The following is a 16283-nucleotide window of genomic DNA, read 5'->3' on the forward strand; positions in this document are numbered from 1 at the left end:
GCGCTGCTCCCACGCACGAGGGAGGGCGGTGCTGGGCTGGGCGGTGCCGGACAAGACAGCACCAGCTGCTGCGAGGTGACAGACCGTCTGATCCTCGCGCTGTCGTCCGTCCTACGATGGACGGCGTGCTGGTCTGCGTGAGCGTGAGTCATCGGACGGCGGACTTCGCGCTCCTGGAGCGCCTGTCCGCTGACGCCGCGACCATCGACCCCACCCACGGGCTGAGCAGCGTGCGCGGGGCGGTGGTGGTGGCCACCTGCAACCGCTACGAGAGCTACCTGGACGTCGACGACATCCCGATCATGGGCGAGCCGCCGGCGCTGACCGACCTGCTCACCCGCCTGGCCGAGCGTGCCGGGATCGACCTGGACCGGATGCGCGCCTCGGCCCGCACGATGACCGGCAGCCGGGTCGCCGCGCACCTGTTCGCCGTGGCCAGCGGCCTGGACTCGGTGGTGGTCGGTGAGGACGAGATCGCCGGCCAGGTGCGCCGCGCACTTGCTGACGCCCGGGAGGCCGGCAGCACCACACCGGCGTTGGAGCGGGTGTTCCAGATGGCCTCCACCACCTCCCGCGAGGTGAAGAACATCACCGGTATCAACGCTGCCGGCCGGTCGATGGTGCGCCTGGCCCTGGACCTGGCCGAGTCCCGCGTCCCCGCCTGGGACCGCGTGAACGTGCTGCTCATCGGCACCGGCGCCTACGCCGGTACCACCTGGGCGGCACTGCGCGAGCGCGGTGTGGACCAGATCGGGGTCGCCTCTCCCTCCGGTCGGGAGCATGTCTTCGCCCAGCGCGACGGCGTCGCACCGGTGGGTGCGTCTGCCCGGTCCGTAGCGCTCGCCCAGGCGGACCTGGTGGTCACCTCCACCCGAGTACGGACGCTCGAGGTCACCGAGCTGCGCCGGGCGCGCGACGGGGTCGACCGTCCGCTGCTGGTGATCGACCTCGGCCTGCCCGCCAACGTGGACAAGCAGGTCGACACCCTGCCCGGGGTGGAGCTGCTGGACCTGGAGACGATCAGCCTGCACGCCCCGGTGGCCGAGCTGGACACCAGCGCCCAGGCGATGGACCTGGTGCAGCAGGCTGCGGCCAGCTTCGACCGGCGCAGCGCCGAGCAGAGTGCCGGACCAGCGATCGCCGCCTACCGCGGCCGGGTGGACCAGGTGCTCACCGAGGAGCTGGACCGCCTCGCCGCACGCGGTCGGCTGAGCGAGGAGACCGAACGGGCGCTGCGGCACTTCGCCGGGGTGCTGGTGCACGAACCGACCACCCGGGTGCGCCGGCTGGCGGCCGAGGGGCGACTGCCTGAGGTGCACGAGGCGATCGGCACGCTCTACGGCATCAGCCCAGAGCCCGGGACCGAGGCACGGAGCACCCCTGGCCACCGGGCCACTCGTTCCAGCTGACTGGCTGGGCTGAGTCCCGCGGCAGCGCCCCTGGCGGACCTGCGCCCCATCGGGTGATCTCTGGCAGGCTGGCCTGGTGAGCAGCTACCCCACTCTGGACGCCTTCGACTTCCCGGTCTCCCTGGCCGTCTGCACCGATGTCGAGATCCTCAGCCTGGACGGCGACGTCGAGGCCGTCCGGCCGTGGAAGTCGGTGACCAAGCCGCTTGCGGCACTCGCCACCCTGGTGGCCGTGCACCGGGGTCTGGTGGACCTGGACGAGCCCGCCGGGCCGGAGGGGTCGACCGTGCGGCACCTGCTCGCGCACGCCTCCGGGCTGCCGTTCGAGGCCGGTGCACCCGCCCAGTCCCCCGAACGTCGCCGGGTGTACTCGAACATCGGATTCGACACCCTCGGCGACCACGTCGCCCGACGCGTGGGGACGTCCTTCGCGGACTGGACGAACGCCGTCGTGCTGGAGCCGCTGGAGCTGACCAGCACCACGATGACCGGCAGCCCCGCCTACTCCGCCACCGGCTCCACCCTGGACGTGCTCGGCCTGGGTACCGAGCTGCTCACCCCCACCCTGATCTCCGCCGAGCTCGGCGAGCAGGCCCGCACGGTCAGCTTCCCCGGGCTCGCCGGCGTGCTTCCCGGGTTCGGCCGGCAGTCCCACAACGACTGGGGGCTGGGCTACGAGATCCGGGCGGACAAGTCGCCGCACTGGACCGCCCCGGAGGCCGACCCGGCCACGTTCGGCCACTTCGGCCAGTCCGGCAGCTTCCTCTGGGTGGATCCGAACGCCCGGCTGGTCGCCGCGTTCCTGGGTGAGAAGTCCTTCCGGGAGAATGTGCACGGCCGGCTCTGGCCCCGGCTGAACAGCGAGATCCTCACCGCACACCGCCGGCAGGTATGAGGTGGACGACCTCAGCGTGCGACGCTGCACCGCCCGCGAGGTCGCTCGGATCGCCGCCGGAGAGGCCGAGGGGAAGGACTACGCCCGCCGCACCTTCGCTCGGCAGTCCGCAGGAGAGTGCGCCTACCTGGTCGCCTGGATCGACGACGAGCCGGTGGGCTCGGGTGAGCTGGAGTGGGCTCCGGTGCCGGAGCTGAAGAACCTGCAGGTCGCTGCCACGCACCGAAGGCACGGCATCGGGTCTGCGATCGTGGCTGCCGCCGAGGCCGAGGCTGCCGGATTCACCAGGATCTGGATCGGGGTGAGCGAGGACAACCCGGACGCCCGCCGCCTGTACGAACGGCTCGGCTACACCCCGACCGGCCGCACCGAGACCTACTCCTACACCTACGTGGCTGCCGATGGCGCCACGCACGCCGTCACCGAGACGGCTGAGTACCTGGAGAAGCGTCTCGCCCGGTGAGGCCCGGTGGGGCGGCAGCGGCCAGGTCGGCGAACGCGCGCAGCACCCGGTGCGCCGGGGCGACGTCGGCGCGGGCGGTGCGCTCGATCACCTCGGCCACCTCATCGGGCGGGAAGTACCCAGCGTGGGCGTACACCTCGATCCGTAGCCGCACCGCCTCGGCGTCCATCTCCGGGTGGAACTGGGTGACGTACGCACGTGGCGCGAACCGGTACATCTGCACCGGGCACGCCGAGGAGGTGGCCAGCACCACGGCCCCGGGCGGCAGCTCGGTGCAGGCCTCCTTGTGCCCGACATAGGCCTGAAACTGCGCAGGCATGCCCACCAGCAGCGGGTCGGTGAGGCCCTCGTCGGTGAGGCTGATCGTCACCGCAGCGGTGTCCTCGGCATGCCGCCCGTCCACCACTCCCCCGCCCCAGCGGCCCACCACACCGATGCCGTAGCACAGCCCGAGGAACGGGACGTCCTGGGCGACCACCTCGTCGAGCAGCTCGGCCAGCGCGTGCTCCACGTCTCGCTGGATGCTCGACTTGTCCGCCTCCGGGGTGGAGACGGTGAACGGGCTGCCGCCAAGGATGAGGCCGGCGTACTCGGTCAGCGCTCCGGGGCGTTCACCCTGCTCCAGCCGCACCCGCACCAGCTGCTCTGCACCGAGGCCGGTGTGCGTGAGCACGCTGGCGTACTCAGCGTCGGCTGCCGCCGGTTCGGCGCGGGAGGCCAGGAAGCACAGCGGTCGGGTCACCGGCCCAGTATCCCCTGCGAGAATGGCAGGCGATGACTCTCACCCTCCCCGCGGACCCGACCGACGACGACGCCCTCGTCGAGGCGTTCACCGACTGGGCGGCAGGCCGCGGCCTGGAGCTGTACCCGCACCAGGAGGAGGCGCTGATCGAGATCGTCACCGGGGCACACGTGATCGCCTCCACCCCCACCGGGTCCGGCAAGTCGCTGATCGCCGTGGCCGCGCACTACGTGGCCCTGGTCCGGGGGCAGCGCACCTACTACACCGCTCCGCTGAAGGCGCTGGTGAGTGAGAAGTTCTTCGACCTGGTGGACATCTTCGGCGCCGAGCAGGTGGGCATGCTCACCGGCGACTCGGCGATCAACACCGAGGCTCCGATCATCTGCTGCACCGCCGAGATCCTCGCCAACCAGACCCTGCGCGGCGGCATGGACACCGGCGTGGACCAGGTGGTGATGGACGAGTTCCACTTCTACGCCGACCCGCAGCGCGGCTGGGCGTGGCAGGTGCCGCTGCTGGAGCTCTCCCGCACCCAGTTCGTGCTGATGAGCGCCACCCTCGGGGACGTGTCCGCCATCGCCGCGGACCTCACCCGGCGCACCGGCGAACCGGTCGCGGTGATCGCCAGCACCGAACGGCCGGTGCCGCTGACCTACAGCTACTCGGTCGAACCGTTGCAGGAGGTGGTGCGCGAGCTGCTCGGCACCCACCGCACCCCGGTGTACATCGTGCACTTCACCCAGGCGGCGGCCGTGGAGCAGGCGCAGTCGCTGACCTCGATCCCGGTCGCCTCCCGCGCGCACCGGGACCAGATCGCCGAACAGCTGCGCGACTTCACCTTCGCGCGCGGCTTCGGGGCGACCCTGTCCCGGTTGCTGCGGCACGGGATCGGGGTGCACCACGCCGGCATGCTGCCCCGGTACCGGCGGTTGGTGGAGCGCCTCGCCCAGCAGGGGCTGCTGCCGGTGATCTGCGGCACCGACACTCTCGGTGTGGGCATCAACGTGCCGATCCGCACGGTGCTGCTCACCGGGTTGACCAAGTTCGACGGGGTCCGGATGCGGCACCTGTCCGCCCGGGAGTTCCACCAGGTGGCCGGCCGGGCTGGGCGTGCCGGTTTCGACACCACCGGTGAGGTGATCGTGCAGGCGCCCGAGCACGTGATCGAGAACGCCAAGGCTCTCGCCAAGGCTGGTGACGACGAGCGCAAGAAGCGCAAGATCGTGCGGAAGAAGGCACCCAGCGGGGCGGTGAACTGGACAGACAAGACCTACGAGCGGCTCCGGGACGCCACCCCGGAGCAGCTGGTCAGCCAGTTCCAGGTCTCCCACGCGATGGTGCTCGGGGTGCTCTCCCGCCCCGGTGACCCGCTGCCGGCGATCACCGCGCTGCTCACCGACAACCACGACGCCCCTACCGACCGCAACCCGCACCTGCGGCGGGCCGTGGGCATCTACCGCACGCTGCGCCAGGCCGGTCTGGTGGAACGGGTCACCGGTCCGGACGGGCAGCCCACTGTGCGCCTGGTCGGTGAGGTGCCGGACGAGTTCGCCCTGAACGCCCCGCTCTCGCCGTTCGCGCTGGCCGCCCTGGAGCTGCTCGATGCGGACGACCCGGACTTCGCGCTGGACGTGGTCTCGGTGATCGAGTCCACCCTGGAGGACCCGCGCCCGCTGCTGGTCGCCCAGGAGAAGGCCGCCAAGGGCGAGGCGATCGCAGCGATGAAGGCCGAGGGGTGGGACTACACCGAGCGGATGAACGCCCTGGACGAGATCAGCTACCCCCAGCCGCTGGCCGAGCTGCTCACCGCGGCGCTGGCCGAGTTCCGCACGACCAACCCGTGGGTGGACGACTACGAGCTGAAGCCGAAGTCGGTGGTGCGGGAGATGGCGGAGCATGCGATGACGTTCTCCGAGCTGATCTCCAAGTACTCGATCGCCCGCAGCGAGGGGGTGGTGCTGCGCTACCTCACCGATGCCTACAAGGCGCTGCGGCAGGTGGTGCCCGAGCGGATGCGCACCGAGGAGCTGACCGAGCTGATCGAGTGGCTCGGCGCGCTGGTGCGGCAGATCGACTCCTCGCTGCTCGCCGAGTGGGAGGCTCTCCAGGCCGGCGACGGCGCAGCCACCGTGCTCACGCCGGCTCCCCTGGGTCTGGACTCACCTGGAGCAGTCGGCGAGACCGAGGAGGAGGCCCGGTTCGGTCCCGGTCCAGATGCACCGCTGAGCGCGAACCCGCGGCTGCTGCGCCGCCTGGTGCGGAACGCCCTGTTCCAACGGGTGGAGCTGCTCGCCCGGGAGGACTACGCCCGGCTCGGGGAGCTGGACGGCGCTGCCGGGTGGGATGGAGACCGGTGGGCGCAGGCGATGGCCGGGTACTGGGACGAGTACGACGACCTGGGCATCGGGCCGCAGGCACGCTCGTCGGCGCTGGTGCAGATCGACACGCGGCCGGCCGCGGAGCGCACCGACGCACCGCACGCAGAGGACGGCACCGGTGCGGAGTCGGATGGGGCTCGTACGGGGCCGGGCTGGCACGTGACGCAGGTCTTCGACGACCCGGCCGGTGACCGGGACTGGCGGCTGACCGCCCGGGTGGACCTGGCCGCCACGGACGAGGCCGGCCAGGTGGTGCTCGCTGACCTGCACCTGGGCCCCGCGTGACCCACCCCGCCCCCATCCACCTCCCGCACCTCACCCACCCACCTCACCCACCTCACCCACCCACCTCACGCACCTCACCGACCCATCCCGCTGAAACGATGCAGGCGATACTTGCTGCGTGAGGTAGTGCTCCGCGGTATCGCCCCCACGTCAGTACTGCCGCTCTGGTGGCTCCCTGGCTGCCGATCTGGCCGGTCTCGGGCTCAACCTGCACACGACGAATGGTGACTCCTCCCCTGCCCCGGCGAGCCCCGCCGTCACCCTGGTTGCCTACGATGGGCGCGTGGACGAGCAAGAGGCGGGCTGGTACCCGGACCCTGCGGGTGAGAACCAGCGGCGGTACTGGGACGGAGACTCCTGGACCGAGTACTACGCGCCCGCGCTGCCGGACGAGGAGGAGGAGCACGGACCCTCCACCGCACGGGAGGACTACCCGTACCTCGCCGAGCTGAGCCGTCGACCGGACGTGATGGTCGCGCCTGGGACCCCAGGGGACGGGTGGCTGGGCAACCAGCCGTGGGGCCCGGCGGCGCAACCGCGGGAGGACGACGGCACGAAGGTGTTCGGGGCCGGTGTGCGCGGCACCCCCGGCGGTACGGCAGCCGTGGCCTCGCTGGTGGTGCTCGCCGTGATGGTGGTCGCCGGCCTGGGCTGGTGGCTGGTCCGCCCATCGGGCGGCGGCGAGGATCCCGACCCCACGCTGCCGCCGAGCGCCTCACCGGGTTCGGGAACGGTGGTGACCGGGACGTTCGCCGCGGACGGCGAGACCACGGAGACCGTCGATGCAGGCGGGCGGTACGAGGGTGACCTCAGCCTGGACGCCCCGTCCACGCTGGCGATCGACGTGCGCGGCGACGGTGGCGCCGTGGACCTGACCCTGACGGTGCTGGACGACGCCGGCGACAGCGTCTACACCGACGACGACCGGGGCCGCGAGCTGTCCGAAGCACTCGGCGGCACCTCCCTCGACCCGTTCGCCGTACCGACTCTGCCCGCGGGCGACTACACCGTGGTGATCGAGGAGGCCAGTGGCGCCACGACCTCGTTCACCGCCGCGTCCGCGCCGGTCCGGAACGAGGTGACCCTCGGTGCGCAGGCCAACGCCGACGTATCCGCCCAGGAGCCGTGGATCGGCGTGGTGGACATCGAGGAGCAGGGCAAGTACACCGTGGACGTACGCGATACGACCAGCAACGACCCGGTGCTGGTCACCATCGACTCCGACGGCCGCCAGCACATCAACGACGACCGCGACTATGCCGGCGACGACTACGACCCGCTGCTGTCCGCGCAGACTCCCACCGGCCCGTTGGTGCTGATCATCACCGAGTGGAGCGGGACCGCGACGACGGTCACCCTCACCGTGTCCGGTCCGCAGTGATGGTGAGAGCCTCGGCGACTCCGGCCACCCTCGCGCTGACCGCCGCCGGGGTACCGTTCCAGGTGCACACCTACACCCACGACCCGCGCAGCGAGCTCCCGTTCGGGCTGGAGGCCGCGGAGGCGCTGGGCGTGGACCCGGCGGTGGTGCTGAAGACCCTGGTGGTGCAGGTCGCGGGGCTCGCTCGGCACAGTGGGCTGGCCGTGGCGCTGGTGCCGGTGGCCGAGACCCTGGACCTGAAGGCCGCGGCCCAGGCGTTCGGGCAGAAGAAGGCGACGCTCGCCCCACCGGCCGATGCGCAGCGGTCCAGCGGGTACGTGACCGGAGGTATCTCCCCGGTCGGTCAGCGCACCGCGTTGCCTACTGTGATCGACGCCAGCGCAGCAGGACTGGACCGGGTGTATGTCTCCGGCGGACGCCGTGGGCTGGACGTGTCCCTGGCGCCGCGGGACCTGGCCGTGCTCACCGGCGCGACGTTCGCCCCGGTCGCTGCCCGGCGCTGAGAGCAGGGCCAGGCAGACCGCGCGCGGCCACCTGTCGGGTGCCCCGCCGCCGACCCCGCAGGGCACCCGGGGGTCTCAGGTGGCGTCCTGGAAGAGTCGGGGCAAGAAGTCGATCAGGTTGCGCTGCCAGACGTCCCAGCAGTGCGGACCCTCAGTCACTCCGTCGAACTCGTACTCGACACCGAGGCCGTCCAACGTGTCCATCAGCTCGTAGACCATGGGGTTGGTGAAGTCGGTGATACCACCGGTGTACAGGCGGATCAGGTCCGTCTGCGCGTTGACCTTCTCGGCATCGACACCGGCTGGCACCCCGAACAGGAACCCCGCAAACACGCCGAACGAGCTGAACTCACCAGGATTCGTCAGGGCCAGGCTCATCGTCCTCATCCCGCCGAGGGAGAGTCCGACCATGGCGCGCCGCTCGGGATCGTCGCTGATGTGATAGCTCTGCCCGACCGATGGGACCACGTGGTCGAGCACCTCGGTCGGATAGTCGTCCACGTTGCCGTTCGGCATGACGACCACCATCGGTTCCAGCGCACCGTGACGGGTGAGGTTGTCGAGGATCTGCCGGGCCCGGCCGACCTCCACCCAGTCCGTCCAGCTCTGACCACCACCATGGTTGAGCACCAGCAGCGGGTACGCCTCGGGGCGATCGGGGTCGTAGTGCGGCGGGGACCAGACATAGGCCTGCCGGTCCTCCCCGGCGACGTCGCTGTGATAGCTGAGCACGTCCAGCGAACCGGCCTCGGCAGGTGGCACATCGGCGAGCAGCCGCGACTCCTCACCCTCGACGAAGAACGTGCTCCAGGTGGGCTCTGAGGTCACCGTCGTGGGGTTCGACGTGTCCTTGTAGGCGGATTCGTCGACCTTGAACTGGTAGTAGTACGACCACGGCTCCAGCGGTCCGACCGTCACCCGCCACCGGTCACTGACCAACGTCATCTCCACCTCGGGCCAGCTGCCTCCTGGTCCCCAGTTCGCCCAGACCCGCACCTCTTCGGCGTGCGCGAGCTCGTCGGAGGTCTCGAAGGTGACGAAACCGTCGTCAGTGATCCACGGTGTCGTGGTGGCCCCGGGCGCCGGAGGGTCGAACGGTTCCTCGAGCGCTGTGTGTCCCTGGCTGAAGCCTGGATCGCCGGTCTGCTGGCCGTGGAACAGCCTCGGGGCGAAGTCGATCAGGTTCTCCTGCCACGCGTTCCAGTTGTGCCCAGCATCCGGGTTGACGCCGTCGAACTGGTACTGCAGGCCGCGGGCATCGAACTGTGCCATGGCCTCGTACACATCGTTATAGGCGGCGTCGGTCTTGTTTCCCACGTAGAGACGCAGCAGCCGGGTGTGGTTGTTGAGCTGGCGCACCGGGACCTCGCTGAGGTCGAACGTGCCGGACCCGAACGTCCCGAGGTAGGAGAACTCCCGCGGGTGTGCTGCCAGCACGTCGAAGACCTGGCTGCCACCACTGCCGATACCCGCCAGCGCCTGGTCCTTCTTCGCTCGGGACACGTTGAACGACTCTCGGACGGCAGGCACCAGGTTCTCCACCAGCTCGGTGGTGAAGTCGGCGACGTCCCCATCGCCCATGACGACGACCATGTCTGCCAGCTCCCCGGACAGGGCGAGGTTGTCCAGGATCTGCCCGGCCCGTCCGACCTCGGTCCAGCTGCCCGGTCCGTGGTCTTCGCCGTGCTGCAGGTACAGCACCGGGTAAGGCTTGCCGCGCTCCCGATACTCCGGTGGCGTCCACACGAACGCTGTCCTCTGCTCGTCCGCGACGTCGCTGTGGTACGTGAGCGTCTCGATGGCCCCCGCCTCCTCAGGTGCATCTGCCAGCAGTGCGACGGACTCTCCGGGGATGAAGAACGTGCTCCAGGTGGGCTGCGCCGCAACCGAGCTCGGGTTCGTCGGATCCTTGAAGTCCTTGGAGTTGTCACCGGTGAGCTGATACCAGTACAGCCCTGGCTCCATCGGCCCGAACGTGGTCGACCACGTGCCGTCCTCCAGGCCGGTGCCGTACTCGACCCAGCTTCCCGAGGGGCCGAAGCTGCCCTCGACCACCAGCCGTTCCACCGGCCCGATCGCGTCTTCCACAGCCGCGTTGGGGATCGTCAGACGTACGTACCCGTCATCCAGCAGCGTGAGCCAGGGGTCTTCGCCGGTCGCTGCCGGCACATCAGTGGCGCCCGGGCCATCGTCGGCTGCCGCCCCTGCCGCGGCCGGTTGTGCCAGCAGGAGGCTGGCCGCCACCGCCGCAGTCGCCAGGCCCGGGGTCATCGGCCGCCGCCTGCGGGATCGCCGCGGTGGTCGTGAGCTCGCGACGGAATTCATCGATCTCTCTCCTCTGACCGGCGTCCCGCGGGAGCGGAACGCGTGAACGTGACCATCTCAACGCCCTGCGGTGCAGCGCCTGGTCCGCGGGCTGTTCCGGCCCGGCCCTACGAGTCGAGGCCGGGTGACCGGTCGGTGCGTTCGGCGGCTCGGTGCGGGAACCGGGCCAGAGCCGCCGAACGTCCCCGGTGATCGAGCTACTGACCGAGCTCGTTCCGCAGATCGCTCTGTGCCTGCTCCAGCGCCTGCTCGGCGGGCACCCCGTTCTCGAAGATCTCGTTCAGGGTCACCGTGGTGAAGGTGTTGTCGATCGACGGCCAGTCCGGGTTGGTGAACCCCTCGAAGTGCCCGATCTCCCCCTGGTACTGGTTCAGCACGTCGAAGAGGTTCGTCTGGAAGTACTGGTTGAACTGGTTGTCCTCCGCGTGCGTGACCGCCTCGTCCTGCCACACGTCCATGTTCACCGGGTCGAAGCCGAGAAGCTCCCATACCGCGACGTTCGCTTCCGGTGACAGCTTGGCGAACGCGAGCCAGTCAGCGGCAAGCTCACGGTCGGGCGATGCCGCCGGGACCGCGGTACCGGTGCCACCGCCACCGATCGTCGCAACTTCCGCTCCCTCGACCACCGGTGCCGGTGCGATCGCGACGTCGCCCTCCAGGTCGGGCATGTAGTCGACGAACCTGGAGGTGTACCAGGCGGGGTACACCACCGCAGCATAGTCACCGTTGTTGATGGCGCCGTAGGCCTCCTCGGTGTCCGGGCTCCCGCCGGGGATCGTGGAGATGGCACCAGCCTCCTGCATGCCCTGCAAGAGCTCGAGCGTCTCTACCGCCTCCGGGTTGTTCACCGCAACCGTCCCGTCGTCCGCGAACAGGTTGCCACCCAGCTGGCTGATGATGAGCGGCTCGAGGAAGTTGGTCCCGGTGCTGGCGACACCGAAGGCCGAGCCGGTCTCGTCGTGATAGGTAGCACCGGCTTCCTGGAAGTCCTGCCAGGTCTCGATCGTGGTGTAGTCCACACCTGCTTCCTCGAGCAGCGTCGTGTTGTAGAACGCGACGAAGGCGCCGACATGGGTCGGGTACCCGTAGATCACACCGTCTCGGCTGTACAGGTCGAGGCGGGCCTGGACGATGTCGTCGATGTACGGTTCGGCTGCCTCGCCCAGGTCCGCCAGCGGGGGGTTCTCCCCCAGCACGAAGCTGGAGAACTTGTTCACCTCGATGTCCACGACATCGGGCAGGCCGGTCCCCGAGTTCACGGCAAGCTGCAACTTGTTGTGCATGTCGTCGTAGGGATAGACCGTGACCTGAAGATCGATGGTGCGGTCAGGATTCTCCTCGTTCCACGCCTCGGCCATCTGCTCGTAGTAGGTGGCGTGCAGCTCGGCAAACACCCACATGTCGAGGGTGACGCTGCCGTCGGCGTTCGTACCGCCGCCCTCGTCGCTGCCGCCGCTGCACCCGGCCAGCAGCGCGAGGCTGAGCCCTGCCGCGGCAGCTGTCGCGGCTCGTCGTGTTCTAGACATCGTAGTCTCCGTTCTGTTGCGGTCGTCATCAACCTTTGAGCGCCCCGGCGGTCATGCCGGCGACGAAGAAGCGTTGGAACAGCAGGAAGAGCACCAATATCGGAATGAGGGAGAAGAACGCCCCGATGATGAGCAGCTCATAGTTGTTCGCATAAGGAGTCAGCAGTGTGTTGAGCCCGATCGGAAGCGTGAACTTCTCAGCGGAACGCAGCACCAGGAGCGGCCAGAGGAAGTTGTTCCAGATGATCATCCCGTTGAGGATGGCCATGGCCGCGACCGCTGGCTTGGAGATCGGCAGCACAAGCTTGAAGAAGATGCCGAACTCGGTCACGCCATCGACCCGGCCTGCCTCCAGGAGCTCCTTCGGAACTCCCAAGAAGTACTGCCGGAAGAAGAAGATGGTGACCGCCGCCGCCAGGAAAGGCAGGACGACCACGATGTAGGTGTCAGCCAGACCGAGGTCGTTGACCATCACATACATCGGCAACATCATCATCTCGAACGGCACCGTCATTAGCAGCAGCACGGCGATGAAGCCGACGTTCCGTCCCTTGAAGTCGTACATCGCGAAGCCGTAGGCGACGAACGAACTGACCAGCAAGGTGCCTGCGACCTGGGCCGCAGTCAGCAGGAATGAGTTCAGGAACCAGCGGAAGTACAGTCCGGAGTCGGTGAACAGCATCACGTAGTTGTCGAACGACAGTGCTGCGAGGTCGACATCGAACGAGATCCCGTTGCGTATCACGTCGTTGCCGTCCTGGAACGTCCCGACGAAGATGGATGCCAGCGGCACCAGCACGATTATCGCGATCAGCACCAGGAACGTGGTGTGCACGCCGACGAACAGTCCGCGCGGCAGCGGATACTTCTCCCGCGGGCGACTCATCGGCTCTCCTCCTTCTTGAACGTGCCGGTAAGGGTCAGGTGGGTGATGTTGATCGTCATGATGAGCACGAGAAGAACCACACCCACTGCCGAGGCGAAGCCCAGGTCGTTCTCCTGGATCCCCTTGCGGTACAGGTAGCCCACGAGCGTGAGGCCCTGGTTGTTCGGAGAGTTGTTGCCGGCGTAGAGCATGAAGCTCTCGAGGAACATCGCCAACCCGCCGTACACACTGATCGTGGTGACGTACACCAGGGTGGGTTTCAGGTTCGGCACAGTGATCCGGAAGAATTGCTGGATCTTGCTTGCGCCGTCGATCGAGGCCGCTTCGTAGTAGTCCTCGGGGATCGCCTGCATGCCAGCGATGAAATACATGACGTTGACACCGGTGTAGCGCCACATCGCCAGCGCCAGGAGCGCGACGAGGCCGGGGATGTCCTGACGCAGCCACCGGACCGGTCCATGTCCGAAGAAGCCGATGACCTGGTTCATGAGCCCTGAGCCCGTCTCTGCGAACATCAGCCGGAAGATGATTCCAGCCACGACGACAGAAGTGAGGGCAGGCACGAACAACGATGCCTTCACGAAGTTCTTGATCCGTGGGCTGCCGATCCTGGTGTTGATGATGGCCGCCAGGAACATCGGGACCGGGATCAGCAGCATCAGGGTGAGCACCATGTAGCGGATGCTGTTGAACAGCGACTTCCAGAACACCCGGTCTCGCACCAGTCTCTGGTAGTTGTCCGCACCGATGAACGTGGCATCACCGTAGAGCACCTCCTGGGCGCTCATGATGATCGAGCGGCCCAGCGGCAACATCCAGAAACCAAGCAGCGTGATGACGAAGGGGGCGATGAAGAAGTACGGCGCGAGGCGCTGGGAGTAGAGCATCTTCTTCATGTCGTTGCCTCTTCTTCGGCCTGCGGATCGTGGGTAGCGGCTCCTGTCGCGGCGGCCACGGCGGCATCGATGCGCCGCTGGACGCCCGCTTCGGTCCGGCGGCGGTGCCTGCGGAACAGCACTAGTGCGATCACCGCGACGACCAACGCGCCCAGCTGCGGCCAGGGAACGGTCCAGAGGCTGATGGCCGTGGTAGTCGGTGCAAGAGCCCCGGCAGCCTCGTCCGCACCGACGGCTACCGGAGTCACCCTGATCTGCCCACCGCTCCAGAAGAGGCCCCAGAGCGGCAGACCCGCCTCCACACGCACAGCTTCGCCAGGCAGGATCTCCCTGCGGAGGTCGTCGTCCTGCACCGGCAGCGCGCCCAGCGGCCCGGCCAGCTCGATGTCGGAGGCGGCTCCGGCCCGAAGGTTCCCGGCGTTTCGCAGCAGATAGTGCACCTGGAGCGACCCGCTGGTGAACGGGTTCCAGCCGGACGACCAGTCCAGCTGGACGTCCTCAGGGACCACCAGGGCCTCAACCTCTCCGCTCACCCGCAGGTGCAGGCGCACGCCCACCCGTGAGGTCAGCTGCACAGTGGTGCTCTCCTGCGGTACCAGCTCGGCGACGAGGCCCGCCGGGTGGTCTCCCGGGACGGCGTCCTCGGGCACTGCGATCGTGAATGGGACGACGGCCGAGGACTCGGGCTCGAGCTCGAGCTCGACCCCTCCTGTGGGTCCTGTCTGCAGCCTGCCCACACGTGGCGTGTCCGCGAACGAGACCCACAGGCCGCTGTCAGTGGACTCCTGCCCTGGGGGCAGAACATGGCTCTTCCGGAATTAGAGTGCGTTGATGCGGGCGGCGAGTTGGCCGGAGTGCAGGAGGCAGCGCAGGACGTAGTGGGTGAAGTTCCGGAAGCCGAGGGCGATCCCGCGTAGGTGCTCGAGTCGACCATTGATGGCCTCGACAGGGCCGTTCGAGGTGCCGCCGTGGTCGAAGAACGCCAGGATCTGGTCGCGTTTGCGCCATAGGGTGCGTCCGAGCTGGGCGAGTTCCTCCAGCCCATCGGGCAGCCTCTTGCGGAGCTTGTCGATCAGCGCGGTCATGAGCTTCTTGCCGATGCGCCGATCCGGGTGGGAGTAGGCGGTGATGATGTCCTGGTAGGCCAGGTAGGTCACTTCCAGGGCGATGTGCTCTTCGCGTTGGTTGAACAACCGCTCCAGGCGGTCGATGCCGCGCTGGTTCAGTAGGGACCGGCGGGTCAGCAGGGTGCGCCGGCCACGGTAGAGCAGATCGTCTTTGCGGCCCCGGTGTCCCAGGATCTGCTGCTGCAACCTCTGTCGGCAGCCGGTGACCTTCTGGCCGGCTAGCTGGACCGTGTGGAACGGATCCATGACGGGGGTGGCCTCTGGCAGTGAGGCCTTGGTGGCGCTGTGGTAGCCGGTGAAGCCGTCCATGGTCACCACCTGCACCTGGTCCCTGAAGGCGGCGCTGCGTTCGTCCAGCCACTGCGTGAGCACCTTGGCTGACCGGCCCGCGCGCACATCCAGCAGTCGGGCCGGTCCGGAGCCCTCGATGGCTGGCGTGAGGTCGACCAGGATGGTGGCGAAGTTCTCCTCGCCCTGCCCGCGCACGTGCTTCCAGTAGTGTTCGTCCACCCCGAGGATGCGCACTCGGTCCAGATGGGAGGGGTCGTCGTAGATCAGGGAGCGTGCGCTGTCCACGGCCAGGTCATTGACCAGGTCCCAGCCCAGCCCCAGCGCGGCGGCAACGGCCCGCACGCTCATCTTGTCGATCGCCAACCGGGCCAAGATCCACTTACGGCACCGGCGAGTTGTCTTCGCGCCCGGTTCGGCCGCCTCCAGCTGGGCCTGGAACACCTTACGGAGACACTCGGCCCCTTCGCAGACGAACCGTGGCACCCGCACCCGCAGCCTCGTGGGATGACCGGCCACGGGAATGTCAGTCAGCTCCCGGATGATGTGGTCGCGCAGGCGCCCCTCGGCGCCACACCCCGGGCAGAACCCGAGTACCTGGACCGGCCTGGCCTCGATGACGGTCACATCACCGGCCCCGATCTGCGCGCCGGTGATCGACAACCCGAGCTCGATCGTGCGGCAGATGACATCAGCAACACGGCAGCCAGCAGGGCGGCAGCAGGTAGATTCCACAGGTAGGGCCTTGGGTGTGAGAGGAATGGTTGAGGAACCCCCATCTTCACCCAAGGCCCGCTCACCACACCGCCACCAGCGCCGTCACCGACGACCCTCTACGCACTCCGAAACCGGAAGAGCCCAGAACATCGAAGGCTCCGCTGTCCCCTACCACACCGTCACTGGCGTAGATCCGGAAGGTTGCCGGCTCCGCCCCGAAGTTCCGCACCTCGACGGCGTCGGTCACCCTGCTGCCGGGGTCGATCTCGTGACGGACCGATATCCGGTCACCTGCTTCCTCGTCCTGTGCTGGGCGCAACGTCCAGGTGGTACGACCGGAGTCCTCCGGCTCGGAATCTCCCCACGCGGTCGACGCGGGCCCGCCCGCGAGACACAGAACAGTCAGCAGCATCGTGGCGCCCCATCTCTTCAGCGATCTCATCCGGCGTCCTTCGTTGTCCT

The 16283-nt window shown here is 68.5% G+C and carries 14 protein-coding genes; 6 read left to right on the plus strand and 8 right to left on the minus strand.

What is annotated here, in order from left to right; genetic code table 11:
* Positions 1–137 precede the first annotated feature (137 nt).
* From K338_RS0113335 to K338_RS0113345, 3 genes are all read left to right on the plus strand, one after another.
* Positions 138–1409 carry a glutamyl-tRNA reductase gene (locus K338_RS0113335; protein ID WP_245542967.1) on the plus strand — a complete coding sequence of 424 codons (1272 nt, stop codon included), beginning with the start codon at positions 138–140 and terminating at the stop codon, positions 1407–1409.
* 76 nt (positions 1410–1485) lie between these two features.
* On the plus strand, positions 1486–2304 hold the full coding sequence (locus K338_RS0113340) for a serine hydrolase domain-containing protein (RefSeq protein WP_022918670.1): 819 nt from the start codon (positions 1486–1488) through the stop codon (positions 2302–2304).
* A gap of 1 nt (position 2305) precedes the next feature.
* Positions 2306–2767 (plus strand): GNAT family N-acetyltransferase, encoded by a 462-nt coding sequence (locus K338_RS0113345; protein ID WP_022918671.1) that lies wholly within the window; start codon positions 2306–2308, stop codon positions 2765–2767.
* Here the strand turns inward: K338_RS0113345 and K338_RS22675 are convergent.
* Positions 2724–3509, minus strand: a complete 786-nt coding sequence (locus K338_RS22675) for a glutamine amidotransferase (protein WP_022918672.1) — start codon at positions 3507–3509, stop codon at positions 2724–2726. The two genes, K338_RS0113345 and K338_RS22675, sit on opposite strands and share 44 nt — an antisense overlap.
* Before the next feature lie 32 nt (positions 3510–3541).
* Here K338_RS22675 and K338_RS0113355 point away from each other — a divergent pair, with 32 nt between their 5' ends.
* The 3 genes from K338_RS0113355 (at position 3542) to ybaK (ending at position 8056) form a co-directional block, all read left to right on the plus strand.
* A complete protein-coding gene (locus tag K338_RS0113355) occupies positions 3542–6172 on the plus strand; it encodes a DEAD/DEAH box helicase (RefSeq protein ID WP_022918673.1) in 2631 nt (876 codons plus the stop codon).
* A gap of 283 nt (positions 6173–6455) precedes the next feature.
* On the plus strand, positions 6456–7553 hold the full coding sequence (locus K338_RS25615) for a DUF2510 domain-containing protein (protein ID WP_022918674.1): 1098 nt from the start codon (positions 6456–6458) through the stop codon (positions 7551–7553).
* 2 nt (positions 7554–7555) lie between these two features.
* Positions 7556–8056 carry a Cys-tRNA(Pro) deacylase gene (gene ybaK / locus K338_RS0113365; RefSeq protein ID WP_425413845.1) on the plus strand — a complete coding sequence of 167 codons (501 nt, stop codon included), beginning with the start codon at positions 7556–7558 and terminating at the stop codon, positions 8054–8056.
* A 75-nt stretch (positions 8057–8131) separates the two neighbouring features.
* On the opposite strand, the gene K338_RS22680 is transcribed toward ybaK, so the two are convergent.
* From K338_RS22680 to K338_RS0113400, 7 genes are all read right to left on the minus strand, one after another.
* Entirely contained in the window at positions 8132–10327 is a 2196-nt protein-coding gene (locus K338_RS22680; protein WP_022918676.1) for an alpha/beta hydrolase, read from the minus strand.
* A 251-nt stretch (positions 10328–10578) separates the two neighbouring features.
* On the minus strand, positions 10579–11907 hold the full coding sequence (locus K338_RS0113375) for an ABC transporter substrate-binding protein (protein ID WP_022918677.1): 1329 nt from the start codon (positions 11905–11907) through the stop codon (positions 10579–10581).
* A 28-nt stretch (positions 11908–11935) separates the two neighbouring features.
* Complete coding sequence (locus K338_RS0113380; protein WP_022918678.1) at positions 11936–12793, minus strand: carbohydrate ABC transporter permease; 858 nt, start codon at positions 12791–12793, stop codon at positions 11936–11938.
* A complete protein-coding gene (locus K338_RS0113385; RefSeq protein ID WP_022918679.1) occupies positions 12790–13689 on the minus strand; it encodes a carbohydrate ABC transporter permease in 900 nt (299 codons plus the stop codon). Before K338_RS0113385 ends, K338_RS0113380 begins: the two co-directional genes overlap by 4 nt.
* Complete coding sequence (locus K338_RS0113390) at positions 13686–14339, minus strand: hypothetical protein (protein ID WP_211218237.1); 654 nt, start codon at positions 14337–14339, stop codon at positions 13686–13688. The genes K338_RS0113385 and K338_RS0113390 overlap by 4 nt, the downstream gene beginning before the upstream one ends.
* 168 nt (positions 14340–14507) lie before the next feature.
* Positions 14508–15839, minus strand: coding sequence for an ISL3 family transposase (locus tag K338_RS0113395; protein WP_051154820.1), 1332 nt, complete (start codon positions 15837–15839; stop codon positions 14508–14510).
* A 61-nt stretch (positions 15840–15900) separates the two neighbouring features.
* Positions 15901–16140 carry a hypothetical protein gene (locus K338_RS0113400; RefSeq protein ID WP_157612425.1) on the minus strand — a complete coding sequence of 80 codons (240 nt, stop codon included), beginning with the start codon at positions 16138–16140 and terminating at the stop codon, positions 15901–15903.
* Between the last annotated feature and the right edge of the window lie 143 nt (positions 16141–16283).

It is taken from the genome of Ruania albidiflava DSM 18029 (genome assembly GCF_000421225.1).
In the GTDB taxonomy this organism is placed as follows: domain Bacteria; phylum Actinomycetota; class Actinomycetes; order Actinomycetales; family Beutenbergiaceae; genus Ruania; species Ruania albidiflava.

Excerpts from the sequence above, each read along its gene's own strand:
- K338_RS0113375 (WP_022918677.1), bottom strand. The coding sequence starts at position 11,907 with ATGTCTAGAACACGACGAGCCGCGACAGCTGCCGCGGCAGGGCTCAGC.
- K338_RS0113385 (WP_022918679.1), bottom strand. The coding sequence starts at position 13,689 with ATGAAGAAGATGCTCTACTCCCAGCGCCTCGCGCCGTACTTCTTCATC.
- K338_RS22680 (WP_022918676.1), bottom strand. The coding sequence starts at position 10,327 with ATGACCCCGGGCCTGGCGACTGCGGCGGTGGCGGCCAGCCTCCTGCTG.
- K338_RS0113355 (WP_022918673.1), top strand. The coding sequence starts at position 3,542 with ATGACTCTCACCCTCCCCGCGGACCCGACCGACGACGACGCCCTCGTC.
- K338_RS0113380 (WP_022918678.1), bottom strand. The coding sequence starts at position 12,793 with ATGAGTCGCCCGCGGGAGAAGTATCCGCTGCCGCGCGGACTGTTCGTC.